Consider the following 17,599-nt stretch of genomic DNA (forward strand, 5'->3'; position numbering starts at 1 on the left):
GTGGGACGAACGTGGCGGCACTCGACAAGGTGAAGCTGAAGTACGTCCGCGCAGCCCCACCGTTCGGCGCAGGAAGCCACCAGACGCAGCCCCGGGGTGCCTCGACGGAACGCCAGAGGCACCCCGGACGCCGTCAGCTCGCTCGGAGGGCGAACTGCTCGCGCAGCAGCGCCTCATGGAGCCGTAGCGTGCGCCCGTCCGGCAAGGTCTCCAGCACCTGTACGCCGTCGTAGTTGAGGAGCTGCCTCAGGACTGCGGCGAAGCCGTCGCCCCGGCTGGTGGGCATGCCCGCGCGCTGGGCGAGCGCGGTCACGGGCAGGGTGCCGCCCGCGTCGAGCAGGGCGGCGAGGGCCTTGTGGACCTGCTCCTGCTGCGGCTTGCGCGCCAGACCGTCGAGCTGTACCTGATACGTCTCCGAGTCGAGCAGCGCCGTGACGAGAGCCTCGGTCCGGGAGACGACGACCGGCGTGAGCAGGGCTTCGTCTCCTCCGGTGGTCAGCGCCACGTCGAAGAGCGCGTCGGGCAGCGTCCCGGGTTCGGGTTGCTTCTTCCGGGGTTTCACCGCCGCTTTCTTCGGAGCCGCGCCGGCCGACTGAGCCGGGCGCCCGTCCGACACCGGCTTCCCCGCCTCCTCCGGAGCCCACCAGGGTGGCCGCTGGTCCCCCAACTCCCGCCATCCCTTGGGTGGTTCCGCCCCGAACGGCAGGAAGGCGAGCACCGGGATGGTGAACTCGGCGAGGGAGGCCCCGCCGTGGTAGCCGGCCTTGAGGGCGGTGTAGCGGGAGTCCGCGTCCCAGAGCGCAACGATGGACGCGCCGGGCTCGGGCCACACCACGCGCGGCCCGGAAAGGGCGATCTCCCGTTCGCCGAGCGGGCCGCCGGGCAGTCGGTGCCGCGCGGACGCGGGCTCGGTGGCCGCGTCGGCCTTCGTTCCGTGCCGGTCGACGACATGGCCGTGGTCGCTGGTGACGATGACCGCCATGCCCTGGGCCGCCGCCACCCGGAGGAGGTCGCGCAGGCCGGGTACGTCGTCGATCCGCCACGCCCCGTCGCCCAGCTTCTGTTCCTTGGCGAGGCGGTCGTCGATGGCGTTGAGGACGACGGCGACATGGGTCCTGCCGTCGGTGAGCGCTTCCGTGAGGGCCGGGCCGAAGGTGTCGCCCGCGGTCTCGGTGCGCAGGTCGTCCTTGTGGAAGACGGCGGCCGGTGCACCGCTCCACAGCTTCAGCGCGGGGAAGAGCCGCTTCTCATCGGCCTGGGTGCCCTTCATCAGGGTGGCCGCGAAGAGCGACGTCCGGGACACGGCTGTCACGGTGGGGAGGGCGGCGGCCATCGCCCGCCGACGCGGGGCGTCCTCGGCCAGCGGGTCGAACTCCGCCCAGGAGCGGCGCAGTTCCTCGCCGAGTTCGTTCGCTATGGCCGCGCTCATGCCGTCGAGCACGAGCAGCAGCACCCGCCGCTCCTCTCCGCGCCGGACGACGGGCCCGACCACCCGGTCGAGGAAGGTCTCGACGGTGAGCATGCCGCCGGGCCGGGTGCCGTCCTGCGTCCAGCCGGCCAGCGAGCGCGCGAAGGACGCGTCGATCTGCCGCCGCCGGTCCCTGACGCGCGCCCCGAGCGTGTCGTAGGCGGCCTTGAGGACGGGGTCCGGGTCGCCGCCGGCCTCGATGTGCTCCAGGGCGAGGTCGGCCCAGCCGGTCTCGGCGACGTGCCGCTGTATGCCGTCGGCGACGGTGGGTGCGTCGGCGGACGGGTCGGTGGCCAGCCAGAGGGCGAGACGCTGCCCCATGCGGGCGCGTTCGATGCGGGCGGACTCCTCCGGATCGGCGGCGAGCCTGTGGTCCGCGAGCCGTCGCACGGCCTCCGCGACCGCGGCCGTGTCGCCCGCCGCGAGGGCCTGGCCGACGGCGGTGAACCGGGCTTCCAGTCCGCCGCGCAGGACGGGGCTCGCCGCGACGGCCGCCTCCGCGCCGAACTGGCGGGCCAGCACGGCGGCCCGGTCGAGCACGATGCCGCTGGTGCGGCGTGCCTCGCGGGCCTGGTCGGCGTCGGCGCCGCCGCCCCGGTGCCCGGCTGTCAGCAGCGTGCTCACGTACTCCTCGGCGTACTGGCCGAAGACGACCACCAGGGCGTCGAGTTGTTCGCCGACGGCTGGGGGCTGGTCGCCGAAGTAGCGTTCGGCACGGCCCCGGGCCTGATACGTCTCGGGGGCGGGCTCGGCGTGCTGCCACAGGGCCTCGCAGACGAGGCCGAAGGCGGCGGCGTCCGCGCCGCGCTCGGCGTCGACGAGGGCGAGCAGGGCGCGTCCGGCGAGACCGGCCTGGTCCTCCTCGCCGAGGAAGGCGGTCAGCCCGGCGCGCTCGGGACCCCGCAGGCCCAGCAGCCGCTCGGGGGCTCCGGGCCGGGTCGACCAGTGCAGCAGGGTCTGCGCGTCGAGCCGGTCCTCGCCGGGGCGTCGCGGGCCGCCCTCGGTGTCGTGGCGGCCCAGGCGCAGGCGGCGCTGGGCGAGCGCGGTGAGGGCGTACTGCCGGGACAGCCAGCCGCCGGGCACCGGCGGCCAGCCACCGGGCGGGGTGGCGTCGAGCAGGGCTTCCGCGGCCCAGTTGACGTCCTTCAGGCGCGGGTCGATCTGCCGGGCGCCGAACGCCTCCCGCACGACGTCCCAGCTGTCCACCATGTCGATGCGCCGCTTGTGGACGCGGGCGGTGATCGCCGGGTCGAGTTCGTTCTGCTCGCGGTCGGTGAGGACGACCAGGACGGCGGGGCCGGGGCGGCGGCCCGTCAGATGGTCGAGGACGAGTTCGTGGACGGCGAGCGGGGATGGCGCCGCCGCGACGCCGGCCGTCCGGCCTTCGCCCCAGGCGGGTTCGGCGGGCCCGTCCCACTGGGGCGCGGACCGCAGCAGCACGACCCGGCGCCTGCCCCCGCCGTCTCCGGTCAGGGCAGCGGCGAGGGAGGACTGCGAGGACAGGTACTGGGTGACGGTCGCGGTGTTCAGCCGGACGGCGCCCGGGACAGCGGCGACGGTGTCCGTCATTCGACGACCTTCCAGGTGATCTCGATGGTCGCGTCGGGGTGGCGTGCGGCCAGTTCGGACAGTTCCGCCTGGAGGTCGGCGGCGGCGCGTGCCACGGTCGTACGGCGGCCACCGGCCGTTCGCGCGGAGCCGCTGCCGGAGGAGGCCGGTGCGGGCGTCTCCTGCGGGGCGTAGGGGATGCGCGGGTCGCTGGTCGCTGTGTTCAGGGACAGGTCGTCGGCCTTGGGCTGCGGCGCGACGGGAGGGGGCGGCGGGGTGGCGGCGGCCTGGCTGCGCTTCAGCAGGGCCACGACCTCGCGCTGAGTGCGGGCGAGCGCGTCGCGCAGGTCGGCGGTGCGCTGGTCGTCGCGGGCGATGTTGCGCAGCGAGTCGAGCAGTGCCGCGCCCTCGGGGCCGAGTCCCTTCGCGAGTTCGAGGGTGCTCCAGGGCGCGGAGGCGACGGCCTCCGCGACGGCGCGGGCCTGCTTGATGGAGGTGCCGTACCGGTCGGCGCTGGTCTCGCCCAGGTCGAAGGAGGCGAGGGCCTCCACGGTCTTCTTCGCCCCGGCCGCACCTTTACCCGCCTCCGCCGTGAGCGCGTCCAGCAGTTGCAGGGAGCGGCGGGCGAGGGCGAGCCGTCCGGTGTCGGCGGTCCGGTCGAGGCCGAGGAAGGTGGCGTGGGCCTCCAACTGGTGCACCAGGTCCGCCGCGTGGTCCCGGTGGGCGCGGGCGACCTCGATGATCTGGCGGGCGAACTGGTTGACCATCCGGCCGCGCCGAAGGGCGGGAGCCTTCTGCCCGAAGATCGTCTCGAAGCGCTGCCGCGCCGTGTCCCAGTCGGACTCGGCGGGCAGCGGCTGGCTGCGCAGCGCGTCATGGTCCTTGATCGCGGACAGTTCGGGCGCGGGGTCGAGTACGGTGCCACCGCGCACCCACACCCGGTCGTCCATCTCCGCGAAGGCGGCGACGACGAGCCGGGCGAGGAAGTCGGGCAGGCCGCGCGGGTCGGGCTTGTCGGTCCAGTCGGTCAGGGTGATCAGGGACAGGTCCCCGGTGACGCCCTGGGCGCTGGCGAGCTGGCGGAAGTGGTCGGCCCAGTAGCGGGACAGCTCGAAGTACGCCTCCTTCTGCTGCCCGAGCCGCAGGGGCCCGGCGATCCGCTGCATGAGCTTGCGGTCGGCGGCCGGGACCTCCACCCGCCCGTCACGCGCCTCGGCGGCGGCCCGCACATGGGTGAACACCTTGCGGGTGTCGGCGGATTTGACGGCGGTGCCGGTGCCGTCGGGGTCGAGATCGGGGTGCGCCGGGTACTGGTGGGCGAGCAGCTTGCCCGCGACATGCCGGATGCCGTCGTGCAGGCTCTGCCCGAAGGACAGGGTGAGGCCGTCGACATCGGGCAGCGGGACGAGGTGGTCGTCGAAGTCGGGCACGACGTCGGCGGCCTGCTTCTGGGCGAGCCCGTACGCCTGCTTGAAGGCACCCTTGACCTGCTTGAGCAGGGCCTCGCGCTGGGTTTCGAGTAGGCCCTTGGCGCGGCTGCGGTTGTCGGCGTTGAGGTGGCCGGCGTACTGGGTGTCGAAGCGGTGCTCGTCGGCGAGGGCCTTGTCGATGACGACGAGACGCCGGAAGTCGGCGAAGCGCTGCGCGGACAGATGGGCGGGCAGCCAGGCGACGATACGGGACCGCTCGCCCTGCTGCCGTTCGCGCAGCCGCCGGATGCGGTTGACGTCCTCGACCGGGCCCCACTCGCCCTCGTCGAAGGGGAGGTCTATGGCGATCCGCCAGCGACCGTCCTCCTGCGGCATCAGGTCGTGGTCGGGCAGCTCGTCCTCGTCGGCGACGTTGCCGAACACGATCTCGGCGGTGCGGGAGGTACCGCGCCAGATGAAGCCGAGCTGGTCGCTCAACTGCCCGTGCTCGACGCCCAGTTCCTCGGACAGCAGACGCCTGGCGAGGGCGACGCGGTTGCCGGGGTTGTCGTTGACCTGAGCGTTGGCGATGACGGAGTCGACGTCGACGCCGGACAGCTCCAGCCGTACGCCGGGGTTGGCGTCGGTGCCGGTCTCCTTGATCTCGGGGAACCGGGCCGCCCACTCGGCGACCTTGTTCTTGATGATGCCGACCTCGGCGCCCGGGATGGGTGCGAGGACCGACCCGTGGTTGAGGGCGCCGAGCCGCCGGATGGTCAGCTCGGCCAGGGAGGGCACGCTGGGCGCGAGCGCGGACAGCAGCAGGGTGCACACGAGCCGGTTGTCGCCGACGAACATGCGGCAGCGGTTGAGGCGCTGCGGGTCGGTGACGGCCTCGGGCCGGTTGACGTACTGCTCGACGTCGTCCTCGGTGATGTCGTACGAGCTGAGGAGGTAGGGCCGGAGCTTGGTCTTGTAGAGCTTGTCGGCGGCCTCGAAGACGACCTTCAGGCTGTCGGTGAACGGCTTGTCGCCGCCGGCCGCGATCACCGGGTAGAGGTCGCCGACCGGGATGAGCTGCCCGAGCCGGATCTCGTTTCGGTGGTCGGCGAGCAGCTGACCCATCAGCTTCAGACCGGTACGGGAACGCTGCAGCGCGGACGAGATATGGACGAGGGTGTCCATGAACGCCGGCGAGAACGGGTACGTCAGCCGGAACGACTCCGCGTCCGCACCGGTGGTGCCCTTCTCCGAGCCGAGGAGGGTGTCCCAGACCTGGGTGCCGACCCGCTTGGTCTGCTCGAAGGCCGCGTCGACGAGCCGTTCCGCCTCGGCGTCCTTCGGCTTGAGGATGCGCGCGTGAGCGATCTGCGGGAGGTTGCGGTCCTCCAGGGTGATCTTGTCGAAGCGTCCGGAGGCCAGGTTCAGGGTGTCCTGAATGGAGGCTTCCGCCGCGCCGGACACCTCTTCGCCGACGAGTTCACGCAGGTCGCGCTGGCGGGCGATGAACGACACGACGGGGATGGCACGGCGGGCGTCACCGCCCTCCACGAAGTTCGTGATCTTGCTGGCCTCGCGGGCCACGAACTTCTGCTCGTGGATGAGGGTCGCGAGCCAGAGGATCAGCTCGTCCAGGAACAGGATCAGGCCGTCGTAGCCGAGCGACTTGGCGTGCTCGGCGATGACGGACAGACCGGCGTCCAGGGAGATGAAGCCGTGCTCGTTCTCGGTGGCGTTCTTGGCGAAGCCGGGGAAGAGGTTGGTGCCGGCGTCGTTGACCAGCTTGGCGCGCAGCTCGGCCGGGGTGGAGGGGTTGCGGAGGTTGAGCGGGGTGCCCCCCTCGTGGTTCTCCTCGGCGGCGAGGGCGGTGTCGAGGAGCTGCGGGGTCCAGGCGAAGCCCTCACCCCATTCATCCGTCTCGCCGTCGCCCGCGTCGCCGCCGCCCAGGCCACGGATGACCGCCTCGTCACCGTAGGTGGCACGGTTGGCGCGGATGTCGGCGAAGAGGGAGTCGGTCCGGTACACCTGCGGGGTCGGCGCGTCCGGGTGCAGCTTCTTGACGTGCGTGACGTACCCGCCGAGCACCCGCTGTTCGAGGGCCTTGGCACCGAGCATGTGGTACGGCACGAGCAGGAACCTCTTGCCGTCCGTGGTCAGCCACTCGTGCTTGGTCAGCACCGGGTCGAACTCGGTACGGGCACGAGCGGCGGGGTCGCCGCTGAGCAGCGCGTACAGCACGGCCATGAAGTGCGACTTACCGGAACCGAACGAGCCGTGCAGGTAGGCCGCCTTGGAGCGGTGCCCGTCGAGCGAGGACTTGATGAGCGCCAGCGCCTCGTCGAAGTTCTCCAGCAGCCGCTCGGTGACGACGTAGTCCTTGAGCGCGTTCCGGGCGCCTTCGGGTGTCGTCGCCTCGGCGAGGGACAGCACGAAGTCCGAGGTGGAGATGTTCTCCTTGATGTCGATGACATCGCGGAGGAGGGGCGGCTGCTGGGCCATTACCTGTCACGCTCTCCATCTGGCGGCTTCCCCGCCGCTTGGTACTCGATCGTGTGGGATGTCTGTTGCCGGGCTGGCTGGCTGCCCGCCCCGACCCTCGGTATGGTCGACGGTATGGCAACCAAGAAGTACACCGTGACGCTTCCCGAGGAGCTCGCCGAGGCCATCCGGGCCGAGGTCGGCCCCGGCGGCTTCAGCCGCTATGTCACGCACGCCATAGAGCGCCAGCGGGAGCGGGAGCGTCTGCACGAGGCGGTGCAGTGGTGGGAGTCCGAGTACGGGGAGATCACCGAGGCGGAACTGGCCGAGGTCGAGGCCGAGCATCGCGACCTGGAGCGGCAGCACGCCGAGCGCACCAGTGCCCGCGAAGCCAGTGAGCAGCCGCACGGGCAGAAGCGAGAGGCCGCGTGACCGGAAACCGGATCTACGTACTCGACAGCGAAGGGCTTTCGCAGTGGGTGCGCGGGGAGCGTCGCATGGGTGCCTACCTGCGGCACGCCGACGATGCGGGCATCCCGGTCGTCACCACCTCGATGACTCTGATCGAGGCCTACGACCCGACGCGCCACCTCCCCAAGTGGCACTGGGCTCTCTCCAAGATCCGTGTCGAACCGGTGACGGAGGAGGTCGCCAGGAAGGCCACCGGCCTTCTCAAGGAGGCGGGTCTGCACGGCCACAAGTACGCCATCGACGCGGCCCTCGCCGCCGTCGCCCTGCGGCAGCCCGGCCCGGTCACCGTGTTCACGTCGGACGAGGACGACATGCGCAGGCTGTGCGCCGACCGCGTGGTCGTCGTGAAGCTCTGAGCCGAGCACGGCCCGTCCCCCTTCGCACTTCGCTTCCTCCGGTGTGCCCGCACTCCCCCTGTCGCCCGGACGGAGCACACCGACTCGACCCACGTGGTGCGGTCCGCCGCCCCGGCCCGGGGCCGACCACCGGTCCAGATCGTAGGGGAGAATCCGGAAATACGGGTAGGCGGCGATACACGCGACCTGCCAATCCTACGGACGTCCGAACGCCCGACGTCACCGGGCGGAGGCCAACACGCGTGAGCGGCCGAATCACGGAGTACACACCTCGACGTCGCGCACCCCGCTGTTCATCCGCCAGGCGGTCGCGGCGGGCGCCATCGACCCGATCGGTACGCGTCCAGCAGCTGGCGGCTCGCGACCGTGAAGGGGTGTCCGGGGCCCAGGCCGCGTTCCCGCCGCTCGACGACGTCGGTCATCAGCGCGATCCCCTCCTCCACGTGTCCGAGCGCGGCCCGGGTCCGGGAGAGGAGTTGCCGGGCGGCGAGCACGATCGGGTACTCGGGCCCGAAGCGCCGCACATACGTCTCGGCGACCCGCCGGATCTCACGGTCGGCCTCGTCGAAGCGGCCCAGGACGTACAGCGCCCACGCGTGGTTGTGCCGGGCGCCCAGTGTCACGGTGTGGTCGGGGCCGAGGAACCGATCACATTCCGACGGCAGCGTGAGCAGTGTGCCGCCCTCCTCGGTGACCACTTCGGCGGCCGGCAGCATCTCCAGCAGGCTGGCGCGGGCCCGCAGGGTCAGCGGATGCGCGGGGCCCAGCGCCGAGCGCCGCCCGGCGACGGTGTCGCGGAGCAGCGCGACGGATTCCTCGCGTCTGCCGAGGTTCGCCAGCACGAGCTGGAGGCCGTAGCCGCTGTCCGTGGTGTCGGGATCGTCGGCGCCGAACAGGCGCCCCTGGGCGTCCCGGACCGCGCTGAGCGCCGCTTCGGCTTCGGCGTACCTGCCCAGCCGGAACAGTGCCCGCCCCGCCCTGGAGCGGGCGGCGAGGACCGTACGGTGCTCCGCGCCGAGGAGTCGCTGTGCGAGGTCCGCCGCGCTTCGGGCGGTCTCCCAGGCGGAGAGGTAGTCACCGGTCCGGTGCAGGGCGACCGACAGCCGCGTCGCGACGGCCAGGGCGTCGGCGGCGGACGGCCCGCCGACGCGCCTCAGCAGGGCCAGCGCGTGAGGTACCAGCAGGCGCAGTCGCGGATCGTGCGGACCCGCGTCGGGTACGCCGGGCACGGCCGCGTCGAGCAGCCGGACGGCTGTCGTGTCGAGGGCGGGCACCAGTTCCGCGGGGGTCGCCGCCGAGACGCTGTCGAGCAGGATGCCGTGACTCTGTACGCAGCGCGCGCCGGCGGCGTCGACCAGTTCGGACAGCGACTGGTCGAGGAGGGCCCTGAGGGCTGTCTCGGTTCGGGCACGAGGCAGTACGGCGCCGATGCCTGCGTGGTTGAGCAGAGTCAGCGGCAGCGGCTCGGCGGCGAACCGGGCCAGCAGTCTGAGCAGGGCCGCCGCTTCGGGCAGCCCGCGCACTTCGAACGCGTCGAGGGTCAGCTGCCAGGTCAGGCCGACCAGATGCCGGGGGTCCGCTTCGGACAGCGCGTCGGCTCCCCGGTCGATCAGCTGGACCCGTTCGTCTCCGTCGAGCTGGTCCCCGTAGGTGTCCATCGTCCAGGGGTCGATGACCTGGTGGGAGAGGAAGCCACCCGCCAGGGTGAGGGCGAGGGGCAGCCGCCCGAGCCGGTCCGCGACCCGCGCCGCCTGCTCCGTCGTACCGCTGTGCGGTGCGAGATCGCGCAGCACGAGCGCGGCGTCCTCTCGGGGCAGTACGCCGATGTACTGCAGCTCGGCGCCCGGCCACCACCGGGCCGCCGCTCGCCGTGTGGTCACCAGGACGGTGCCGCTGGGGCTGGTGCGCAGCCAGTTGCCGTCCCGCAGGATCTCCGGCTCGTCGGTGTTGTCCAGGACCAGTAACCAGGGTTCGGCGGAACGGTCGAGATACGTCCAGGCGAGATCGGCGGCAGGTCTGAGGCCGTTGCGTGCGGCGAGCAGTTCGCCGTCGCCCGCTCCTCGGTCGGCGGCGACGGCGAGCATGCCGGCGCGCAGGCTCGCACGGTCGGAGGCGTTGACCCACAGGCCCACTCGGCCCTGTTCTCCGGTGACCTCCTGGAACAGGGCGCAGGCGACCGCCGTCTTGCCCGAGCCGCCCATGCCGTAGAGCACATAGACCTGGCCGCCGCGCTCCGCCTCGACGCTCGCCCGCAGGCGTTCCATCACCTCGCTGCGGTCGCGCAGCGCCACGGGGGGCCGGCCGACCGCCGGGTGTCGCACCGAGTCCGGTCCGCCGCGCTCCGGCCCGTCACCGCCGTAGTGGTGATGCTCGCTGATGTGCTGATCGCCCGACGACTGGTAGACACGTCCATGGTCCTCGGCGTGGCCGTCCGTCCCACCCGTCATCGCTCTGCGATGTGCTGGTCACGTCCCGCTTGGTAGACCCGGGCCTGACCGGACGCGGTGGCGTGCTGGGTGATCTGCCGGGCGGCCGAGCCACCGGGATCGATTCGGTCCAGCAGTGCGCGCAGTTCCTCGACGGCGGCGGGCCGGGCGACGAGCAGCCGCCGCACCAACCCCTGCCACTGAAGGCGTAGTTCGTCCAGGGTCTCCTGGTCGTCCGCCGCCGCGGCGGCCAGCACGTCCTCGCGACCGGTTTCCAACTCGGCGGCGACGATCTCGGCGCGCTCGGGTTGCGTCCGGCGCCAGAGCTGCGTGATCCCGTCACGCACATGGTGCCAGGCATCGGTCGCCATCAATGTGACCAAGGTGGCCCCCGCGCTCTGTGCGAGCAAGGTCACTTCTGGGTCCACAGCCGCCCCTCCGTTCACCCGATTTTCGACAGCACAGATGGAAAGCTTCACCTGTCAGGCGTTGGCATGATTTTCCTTTCCGATCAATATCATTCCACCTCTGAGCGGCATGGGACAAGGATGGATCAGTCCTCGCCATTACCCCCGTTGGCCGGTTCCCACACATGGCCAGGCAGGCGAGTTGCACGCTACAGTGAGGGATCCGACCGATCGAGGGGGCGATGGAAATGGCCAGGCCATGGGAAGCAGATCCGGACACGAGTTTCAAACAGCGCCTGGGAAAAACACCCCAGGAACTCGGAAACACAACCGGAACTCCTGACTGCCCGGACATCTGGGAACTCACCAACGGCGACATCGCCGTCATCGGCCGGGACCTCACCCGGTCACTCGGCAGGAACCTGCCCGACGGGGTCTCGATCGGGTCGGACGAACGCCTCGTGGTCATCCCCAGGAACATGCTCATCGCGGCGAAGCCGGACATCCCCAGTGTTTGACTCCTTCCCCGGCGGCGCCTCCGAACGCCTGGACCGCCCCAGCTACCACGCGGACTTGGGCCGGGTCTACACCAGCGGGATCGGCTTCCTCAACAAGCTTGAGCGCGGCCAGCACTTCAGGGAGCGCGGCTTCCCGAGCTGGGAGGCCTTCGCCGACGGTGACTGGGAGAGGGCCCTGTCCCTGGCCGACGAGAGGCGCGAGGACTACGCCCAGGAACTACGCCAGGCGTCGCGACTGGGCGTCACGCACCGCCGCCTTCGCGTCGTGGAATTCCCGATCACGCCGTATGTGCAATGGGAGTTGTTCGTCCTGCGCGTACGCGTGGACCTGGGCGACGACATCAAGGTTCTCGACGCTCGCGATATTTCGAACATCGAGCGGACTCGCCCGGTTCCAGAAGTAGTAATTCTCGGCGATGTGGCCATGTATGAGGTCGTTTACGACGAGGACGGAAACGCGGCCGGAGCCAACCGCTACACCGAACGCTCACTTATCCGGGAAACGTCGCTCGGATTCGACACGCTCTACGAGCGCGGTGAGGATTTCTACGATTTCTTCAACCGGGAGATCGTTCCGCTGGCCCCGCCTCAGGGCCCCGGCGTTCAGGCGGCGCGTCCCGGATCACAGTGACCGGCGGGGCCGCGCACACCTGCGCCTCCGCTCCGAGACCGGAGCGAAGGCACAGGTGCGTGACGTGACTACGCGCGGAGCCGCCCGTCCCGTGCGGTCCTGGACCAGCCGTCGCGGATCGAAGCACGAAGACGCTCTTGACCGGGTCCGTCACGGAGCGACCGCGCGCACGAGGAGCGTCCCGATGTGCCCAGGCTGAGGCGCGTCGAGCACTCGCGCCTCAGCCGTGGCGAACCCGGCCCGGGTGAGCAGGCGCTCCCAGACGGCCGGACGGTAGCTGTAGCGGTAGGTGAACATCGCCTTTCCGGCGAAGCCTCCCTTGTACATGCCCTGCGGCCCGTACGCGCCGGGGATGGCCGGCGGCTGCGAGAACACGAACACGCCACCGGGCCTGAGCCGCCTGCGGACAAGGGGGAAGAGACGGCCCGGGTCGGTGAACCATGCGGCACCGAAGATCGAGTAGACCGCGTCGTACACCTTCTCGTGCTCGCTCAGGTACTCCAGCACCTCGGAGCACACGAACTCCGCGCCGGTACCGGCCCACTTCGTGGTGGTCTTCTCAACCATGACGGGAGACAGGTCGACACCCCGAGCGGCGATGCCGTGCTGAGCGAGGTGAGCGAGGGCGCGGCCGGTGCCGCAGCCGATCTCCAGCACGGAGCGCGGGTCGCCCAGCAGCTCCGGGCCGGGTCCGTGACCGGCGTACTGGGTCCAGCAGAAGCCCGGCTCCGCGTCTTCCTTGAATGCGGAAGCGGCGAAGGTGTCCCACAGCTCCGTCTCGGCGGCGATGTCGGTTGTGCGGGCAAGGCGATTCCTCTTCGCGAAGGCCGGCCCCTCCTCCGGGGCCGAGGACAGGAAGCTGGCACAGGGCCGTTCGGGTGCCCACCGCCTGGGCTCCGGGTATCGGCGCCTCAGCGTGCGGGACAGGGGTGAATCCGCTGAGGTGGACCATGACGCGACCGGGCTGTCGGTCGGTGCCCGGGATCGACTCCTCTCAGACTGCGCTGGCCTGCTGGGCCAGCAGCAGTGCCAGCGGGCCCCCTTGGAGCAGGAAGCGTCCCTCGGTGGCGGCCCGGATCGCCTCCGGCATCGGCCACCACATGAGCTGGAAGCTCTCTTCGCTGGGCGTGAGCTGCTGCGGGCCACAGGTGAGACCTTCGGCCAGGAAAAGGTGGATGCGGGCCGCGGAGTTCAGGGTGATGGCGTACGAGCCGAGGGGCAGCCACGTCTGGGCGGTGACGCCGGCTTCCTCCCGCAGCTCGCGCCGGGCGCACTCTTCCGGTGTCTCGCCGTCCTCCCGGCGCCCCCCGGGCAGGAACATGTGCTCACCGCCGTGCTGGGGGAACTCGGCTGTCAGGACGGCGACCGTGCCGTCCGCGTCCCGGGCCACGATGACGGAGGCGTCGCGCATCGCCCCCCGTTGGGATGTGTCGGTCATGGCCGGGGAGCGTAGCCGCCTACTCCGACAGCCAGGCCGCGAACGGCACGTTCAGCACGGTCGGGTGAGCGATGCCGCGGCCGTGGTAACCGTCCTCCCCGAAGGCGTCGCCGTGGTCGGCGCACATGATGATCAACCATCTCTTCTGCCGGTGAGCCCGTCGACCAGGCGACCGAGGTGTTCGTCCGCGTACGCGAGCGCGGCGGCCTTGGGACTGGTGGGAGTAAATGTGGCTGGCGGCTGCCGCCCGTGCCTCGGCGGCGGGCACCTCCCGGCGCACCACTGCTACGGTCGCGTCCATGACGCTCTCGGTCTCCACGGGTCAGGCTGTTGATCTACGGGTACAGCCGGTTGACGAGGTTCTTGATCGCGTCGAGCGGTCTCTGCGAGTGCGCTTGCTCCCGGACACGGTGGTGCGCAAACGCCGATCCGTGGGGGCCAGAACAGTCCGCGACACCTGGGTGCGGATCGAGCGGCGCTTGCTCGCCAAGATCCCCGATCAGGGGTGGAACGGCACTGAAAGTGCCGCGCGTCTGGACGGCATCGCCCAGCCCGAATGGCACGGATGTGTGGTCTGGCGGGACACGGACGAGCCGGTGATGTGGCGGGCCGATGAAACTGACCTCCTTCCGGGGGCTCCCGTCGGAAGCGCCATCTTGAGCGAGGCCCCGGAGCTGCCGGACGACTGGTGGGCGGCGTTGAACGCCTCGCTGGACGCTCTGGCGGCACAGGACACCGGGCGGGTCGCCACACCGGACACCGTCACCATCACCCAGGCCCTCGTCACCGAGTCCATCCGCGGTGTTTTCTCCGGCGACTTCGATACGACTGTGGACCGGTGGGTGCCGGCACACGCGGACCTGAACTGGGCGAACATGACCGCGCCGACCTTCAGTCTCTTCGACTGGGAGGACTGGGGTAAGGCACCGGTGGGGCTGGATTCGGCCTCCCTGTGGGCGAGTTCCCTTTCTGTCCCGGCTCTGGCAGATCGCGTACGGCACGAGCGCCGGTCCGACTTCGAGAGCCGGGACGGCAAAGTGATGACGTTGTTCGCCTGCTCGAAGATCCTCGGGCCGTACGCACACCCTGAGGACCCTCGGCTGGAACCCGCCCAGCGCATGGCCGAGCAGTTCATCAAGGAGCTTCAGGCGGGCTGACCGCGCGAGCGGTCTCGAAGGAGACTCCGGTACTCCTGGACGATCCGCTCCTCGACCTCGCCCGCCAGGGCCCCGACAAGTTCGCTCAGATGGGCGGGCTCATCGGTGGCCACGGCGACGGAGTCGACCCGCGGTAGGTGATAGGCGGCTCTGAACGCCGCCTGCGACCGCCTTCGGGGTGGTGCGTCGCGGCCAAGGCCTTCGGTGCCGGGGCGCCCTGCCCTGTCTCTGTCAGAGTGCCGCGAACTCGACGAATGCGGTCCACGCCGTGGGGGCCACGGCGAGTGCGGTACGGGTTGTGTCCTTCGAGTCGCGGACGTGGACCCTGGCTGGGCGGTGGCGACCTCGACGCATACGCCGCCTTCCTCGCTGCTGTAGCTGCTCCTGCGCCATACCAACTGGTCTATGTGCGGCTGATGTACGTGCGCGTTCATAGCTTTCCCAGCAACTTCCCTACACACGACAATGATTCACGAGGAGTCAGGGCCAACCGTGGCGGTCAATGGACTACTCCTTCGAAGGCAGGTCGTACCAGGACCGACCCAGGCTTGCGCCGTCAGGGCTTGCGGTGACGGCCTCGGCCGGGCCCGAGGCCCGGGTGGGCGGGCCGGTCGTCGGGCCCGTTCTCGGGCTCAGGGGTGATGGGCACGTGGCCGAGGAACTCCCTGGCAGCGTCCGCGTTCGAGACGACGCCGACGGTCACCCACGCGTGCCCGTCCCATTCGAGCAGGGCGCGCGGGGCGTCGGGGGCAACATGGGAGGCGCGGGCTCCGTCGGCGAGGGGGACGGCGCGGCGTGTGCCGGTCATCTCACGTTCCGCCGCCCGGCGCCGGTCGCGTCGGGCGGCCCACTCGTGCAGGGGCTCCTCTTCCGCCATCGCCCGCGTCCTCCTGGTGCTCGTTGCTGTCAGACCTTGGACCAGGTCATGGTCTGCCCGGCAGGGGTGACGGTCACCTCGAAGTGGTCGAGCCCGGGGGCACCGTCGGCACGCCATAGGGCCACGGTCTCCTCGATGTCGTCCCACAGGCGAACGGGTCCGCCCTGACGTACGGTCCAGCTGTCGCCGTCCCGGACGAGGGCGGCCCAGGCTCCCGCGTCGACGTCGACCAGAAGGTGTTCGGTTCGACCGTCCCGGTTGATGCTGAGGCGCTGTGCGTGGGGTGCTGCGAGTTGAGCGACGAAGCGCGTGGTCCAGTCGTCGAGGGAGTGGGCGGCAAGCGGCGTGTCGCGTTCGTCGTCGCCGTCGTCCAGATCGGGCAGCAGGCCGAGCGGGGGTGGGAGCTGGGGGCGGGCGATCATGAAGGAGATGTGGCCGTCAAGGAGTCGGCCTCGGGCGGTGCCGTCCTCGCCCACGGTGAGGCGGGTGAGCTCGGAGGAGTGGAGCCAACCGGACAGGGTGGCGAGGATGGTCCCGCCGGGCCGGGTCTGCTCCACCCATGCATAAGGCAGCTCGGTGACGCCGCATGTGGCGATCAGCCGGTCGTACGGGGCGCCGTCAGGGTGACCGGCGAGCCCGTCACCGACGACCAGGCGCGGCGCGTACCCGGCGTGCCCGAGTGCGGCACGGGCGCGGGTGGAGACCTCCGGGTCGATCTCCATGGACGTCACGAGGTCGTCGCCGGTCCGGTGGCAGAGGAGGCCGGTGGAGTAGCCGGTGCCGGTGCCGATCTCCAGCACGCTGTGCCCCTCTTCGACCTGGAGGTCTTCGAGCATCCGAACGACGAGGCCGGGCAGGGTGCTGGATGAGGTGGGCTCGCGCAGGATCTCGCCACGGATGTCGCGAGGTGCGATCGTCCCGGCGATCTGGGTGACGAGGGATTCATCGTCGTAGCAGCGGCCCAGCCATTGGGGGTCATCGGGAAGGACGGGCTGCCAGGCGGTCTGACCGGTGCTGTCGGCCCGTTCGAAGAAGCCGCCACGCAAGAACTCGTGCCGGGGCACGGCTTCGACGGCTGCCCGCCACGGGCCGGAGCGCAACTGGCCGCCGGCGGCCAGGCGCTCGGCGAGGGCGAGACGGAGTCCCTTGTCGTCGGTCACGCCGTGGTCTTCCTCTCCAAGAGGTCTGCCAGGGCCGCGCACATGGGCAGGCCTGTCTCAGGTTCCAGCCAGTACCACTGGCCGGAGGGGTTGCATTCCAGGAACCACCATGGCCCGTCTTCGGCCACGCAGAAGTCGAAAGCCCCGAAGACAAGCCCGAAGTGGTCCATGTAGTGGCGGAGGGCCGGCACGATTCCATGCGGCGGCTCCACGGGCGTGTAGATCAGTCGGCCGTAGTCGGTGCGCCAGTCCAAGAGGTCGGAATCGATCCGGACGCAGAACACTTGATCGCCGATGACGGTCACCCGTACGTCGGCGGTCTTGGAGATGCGCCTCTGGAACAGGTGGGCGGTGCCCGCCACGCCGTCGTCGATGTCCGCCGCGGACACCTCGGCGACCTTCACGACGTTCGAGACCCCATCGACTCTGTAGACGGGGTTGTGCAGCGGCTTGTAGATGACCGAGCCGTGCCGCTTGATGAAGGACCGAGCGGCGTCGGGGCTGGAGGTGATCAGCGTGGGCGGCACCAGGAAGCCGGCCTCGACGGCTACGGCCAGACCGGAGGGTTTGAACTCTGCGTCTCCAATGTGGTGGGGATGGTTGACGTAGAGGCAGCCCGGCAGTGACGTCAGCACTCCGCCGAGCCCGTACCGGGCCTGGGTGATGGCGAACCGCGCGTCCTGCTCGTCGAGGTGCGGGAAGGCGAACCCTGTCGGCCGACGGTAGTAGAGGGCACGGACGTTGGCCAGGTCGGTGATACGGGACGAGGTGAGGAGGCGGCCCTGGATGCCATGCGGGGTGATCTCGGCCTCCACCGACAGTGATGCGGGGAAGTCCCCGGAGTCGAGCCGCACGACCGGGATGTCCCGGCCATGCAGCTCTCGGATCACCACGTCGGCGGTGGGGTCGTGCAAGCTGGTGACGACCAACACCGGACGCGGGTCGTTCACTGGTCGCTGTCACTCCCGGTGTCGGTGTCCGTAGCGCCCTGGTTCTGCCCGTCGGGGCTGGTGCCGGTGGAGGGACTGGTGCCGGTGCTGGTGCCGTGGCCCGGCATCTCCATGACCTGGCCGGCCGCGTCGAAGAACACGGCGGTCTGGGTGGCCGGGTCCAGTCGTACGGTGGTGTACTCGGGGGCCATGGTGGGGTACGGAGCCATGCGGCCGACTCCCCACGGCGCCGGGGTGATGATTCCCTGCGGGACCGCCGTGCTCGTGGGCAGACGGTCGGAATGGACGAACATGCCTCTCCTCGG

The 17,599-nt window shown here is 70.7% G+C and carries 16 protein-coding genes and 1 pseudogene; 5 read left to right on the plus strand and 12 right to left on the minus strand.

All coding sequences use genetic code 11. The features are described 5' to 3' along the window. Positions 1-133 precede the first annotated feature (133 nt). Positions 134-3,037 (minus strand): BREX-2 system phosphatase PglZ, encoded by a 2,904-nt coding sequence (gene pglZ / locus FVS66_RS17240; RefSeq protein WP_149182065.1) that lies wholly within the window; start codon positions 3,035-3,037, stop codon positions 134-136. Next, entirely contained in the window at positions 3,034-6,924 is a 3,891-nt protein-coding gene (locus tag FVS66_RS17245) for a phage resistance protein (protein WP_149182066.1), read from the minus strand. The genes pglZ and FVS66_RS17245 overlap by 4 nt, the downstream gene beginning before the upstream one ends. A 114-nt stretch (positions 6,925-7,038) precedes the next feature. Between FVS66_RS17245 and FVS66_RS17250 the strand changes: the two genes are divergently transcribed. Both FVS66_RS17250 and FVS66_RS17255 read left to right on the plus strand, forming a co-directional pair. Continuing rightward, positions 7,039-7,335 carry a hypothetical protein gene (locus tag FVS66_RS17250; RefSeq protein ID WP_149182067.1) on the plus strand — a complete coding sequence of 99 codons (297 nt, stop codon included), beginning with the start codon at positions 7,039-7,041 and terminating at the stop codon, positions 7,333-7,335. Further along, entirely contained in the window at positions 7,332-7,730 is a 399-nt protein-coding gene (locus FVS66_RS17255; protein WP_149182068.1) for a PIN domain-containing protein, read from the plus strand. The genes FVS66_RS17250 and FVS66_RS17255 overlap by 4 nt, the downstream gene beginning before the upstream one ends. A gap of 293 nt (positions 7,731-8,023) precedes the next feature. Here the strand turns inward: FVS66_RS17255 and FVS66_RS17260 are convergent, their stop codons facing one another. Next, positions 8,024-10,177: a tetratricopeptide repeat protein gene (locus FVS66_RS17260; RefSeq protein WP_149182069.1), complete on the minus strand. Its 2,154-nt coding sequence runs from the start codon at positions 10,175-10,177 to the stop codon at positions 8,024-8,026. Continuing rightward, complete coding sequence (locus tag FVS66_RS17265) at positions 10,174-10,584, minus strand: hypothetical protein (protein ID WP_149182102.1); 411 nt, start codon at positions 10,582-10,584, stop codon at positions 10,174-10,176. The genes FVS66_RS17260 and FVS66_RS17265 overlap by 4 nt, the downstream gene beginning before the upstream one ends. Positions 10,585-10,811: 227 nt before the next feature. On the opposite strand from FVS66_RS17265, the gene FVS66_RS17270 reads away from it, so the two are divergent. Both FVS66_RS17270 and FVS66_RS17275 read left to right on the plus strand, forming a co-directional pair. After that, positions 10,812-11,081, plus strand: coding sequence for a hypothetical protein (locus FVS66_RS17270; RefSeq protein WP_149182103.1), 270 nt, complete (start codon positions 10,812-10,814; stop codon positions 11,079-11,081). Beyond that, complete coding sequence (locus FVS66_RS17275) at positions 11,074-11,712, plus strand: DUF6879 family protein (RefSeq protein WP_149182070.1); 639 nt, start codon at positions 11,074-11,076, stop codon at positions 11,710-11,712. Before FVS66_RS17270 ends, FVS66_RS17275 begins: the two co-directional genes overlap by 8 nt. Before the next feature lie 150 nt (positions 11,713-11,862). Here the strand turns inward: FVS66_RS17275 and FVS66_RS17280 are convergent, their stop codons facing one another. Together FVS66_RS17280 and FVS66_RS17285 are read right to left on the minus strand one after the other, a co-directional pair. Next, positions 11,863-12,501, minus strand: a complete 639-nt coding sequence (locus FVS66_RS17280; RefSeq protein WP_149182104.1) for a class I SAM-dependent methyltransferase — start codon at positions 12,499-12,501, stop codon at positions 11,863-11,865. A 205-nt stretch (positions 12,502-12,706) separates the two neighbouring features. After that, positions 12,707-13,150 carry an NUDIX hydrolase gene (locus tag FVS66_RS17285; RefSeq protein ID WP_262387047.1) on the minus strand — a complete coding sequence of 148 codons (444 nt, stop codon included), beginning with the start codon at positions 13,148-13,150 and terminating at the stop codon, positions 12,707-12,709. Between the two features lie 299 nt (positions 13,151-13,449). On the opposite strand from FVS66_RS17285, the gene FVS66_RS17295 reads away from it, so the two are divergent. After that, positions 13,450-14,307, plus strand: a complete 858-nt coding sequence (locus tag FVS66_RS17295; RefSeq protein WP_149182071.1) for a hypothetical protein — start codon at positions 13,450-13,452, stop codon at positions 14,305-14,307. Here FVS66_RS17295 and FVS66_RS17300 read toward each other — a convergent pair. The 6 genes and pseudogenes from FVS66_RS17300 to tgmA form a co-directional block, all read right to left on the minus strand. Next, positions 14,295-14,420: a hypothetical protein gene (locus FVS66_RS17300; protein ID WP_316248191.1), complete on the minus strand. Its 126-nt coding sequence runs from the start codon at positions 14,418-14,420 to the stop codon at positions 14,295-14,297. The two genes, FVS66_RS17295 and FVS66_RS17300, sit on opposite strands and share 13 nt — an antisense overlap. Positions 14,421-14,538: 118 nt before the next feature. Beyond that, positions 14,539-14,741 (minus strand): annotated as a pseudogene (locus FVS66_RS17305) (DUF397 domain-containing protein). A gap of 122 nt (positions 14,742-14,863) precedes the next feature. Further along, the gene (locus FVS66_RS17310) at positions 14,864-15,184 is read right to left on the minus strand and encodes a DUF6087 family protein (RefSeq protein ID WP_149182072.1); all 321 of its coding nucleotides are present in this window, start codon (positions 15,182-15,184) and stop codon (positions 14,864-14,866) included. A gap of 29 nt (positions 15,185-15,213) precedes the next feature. Beyond that, positions 15,214-16,344 (minus strand): ATP-grasp peptide maturase system methyltransferase, encoded by a 1,131-nt coding sequence (tgmC, locus tag FVS66_RS17315; RefSeq protein ID WP_149182073.1) that lies wholly within the window; start codon positions 16,342-16,344, stop codon positions 15,214-15,216. Further along, positions 16,341-17,294, minus strand: coding sequence for an ATP-grasp ribosomal peptide maturase (tgmB, locus tag FVS66_RS17320; protein ID WP_149182074.1), 954 nt, complete (start codon positions 17,292-17,294; stop codon positions 16,341-16,343). The genes tgmC and tgmB overlap by 4 nt, the downstream gene beginning before the upstream one ends. Then, a complete protein-coding gene (gene tgmA / locus FVS66_RS17325; RefSeq protein WP_149182075.1) occupies positions 17,291-17,587 on the minus strand; it encodes a putative ATP-grasp-modified RiPP in 297 nt (98 codons plus the stop codon). The genes tgmB and tgmA overlap by 4 nt, the downstream gene beginning before the upstream one ends. Positions 17,588-17,599 lie beyond the last annotated feature (12 nt).

The sequence above is a fragment of the Streptomyces sp. TRM49041 genome, assembly GCF_008271805.1.
Classification (GTDB): Bacteria; Actinomycetota; Actinomycetes; order Streptomycetales; family Streptomycetaceae; genus Streptomyces.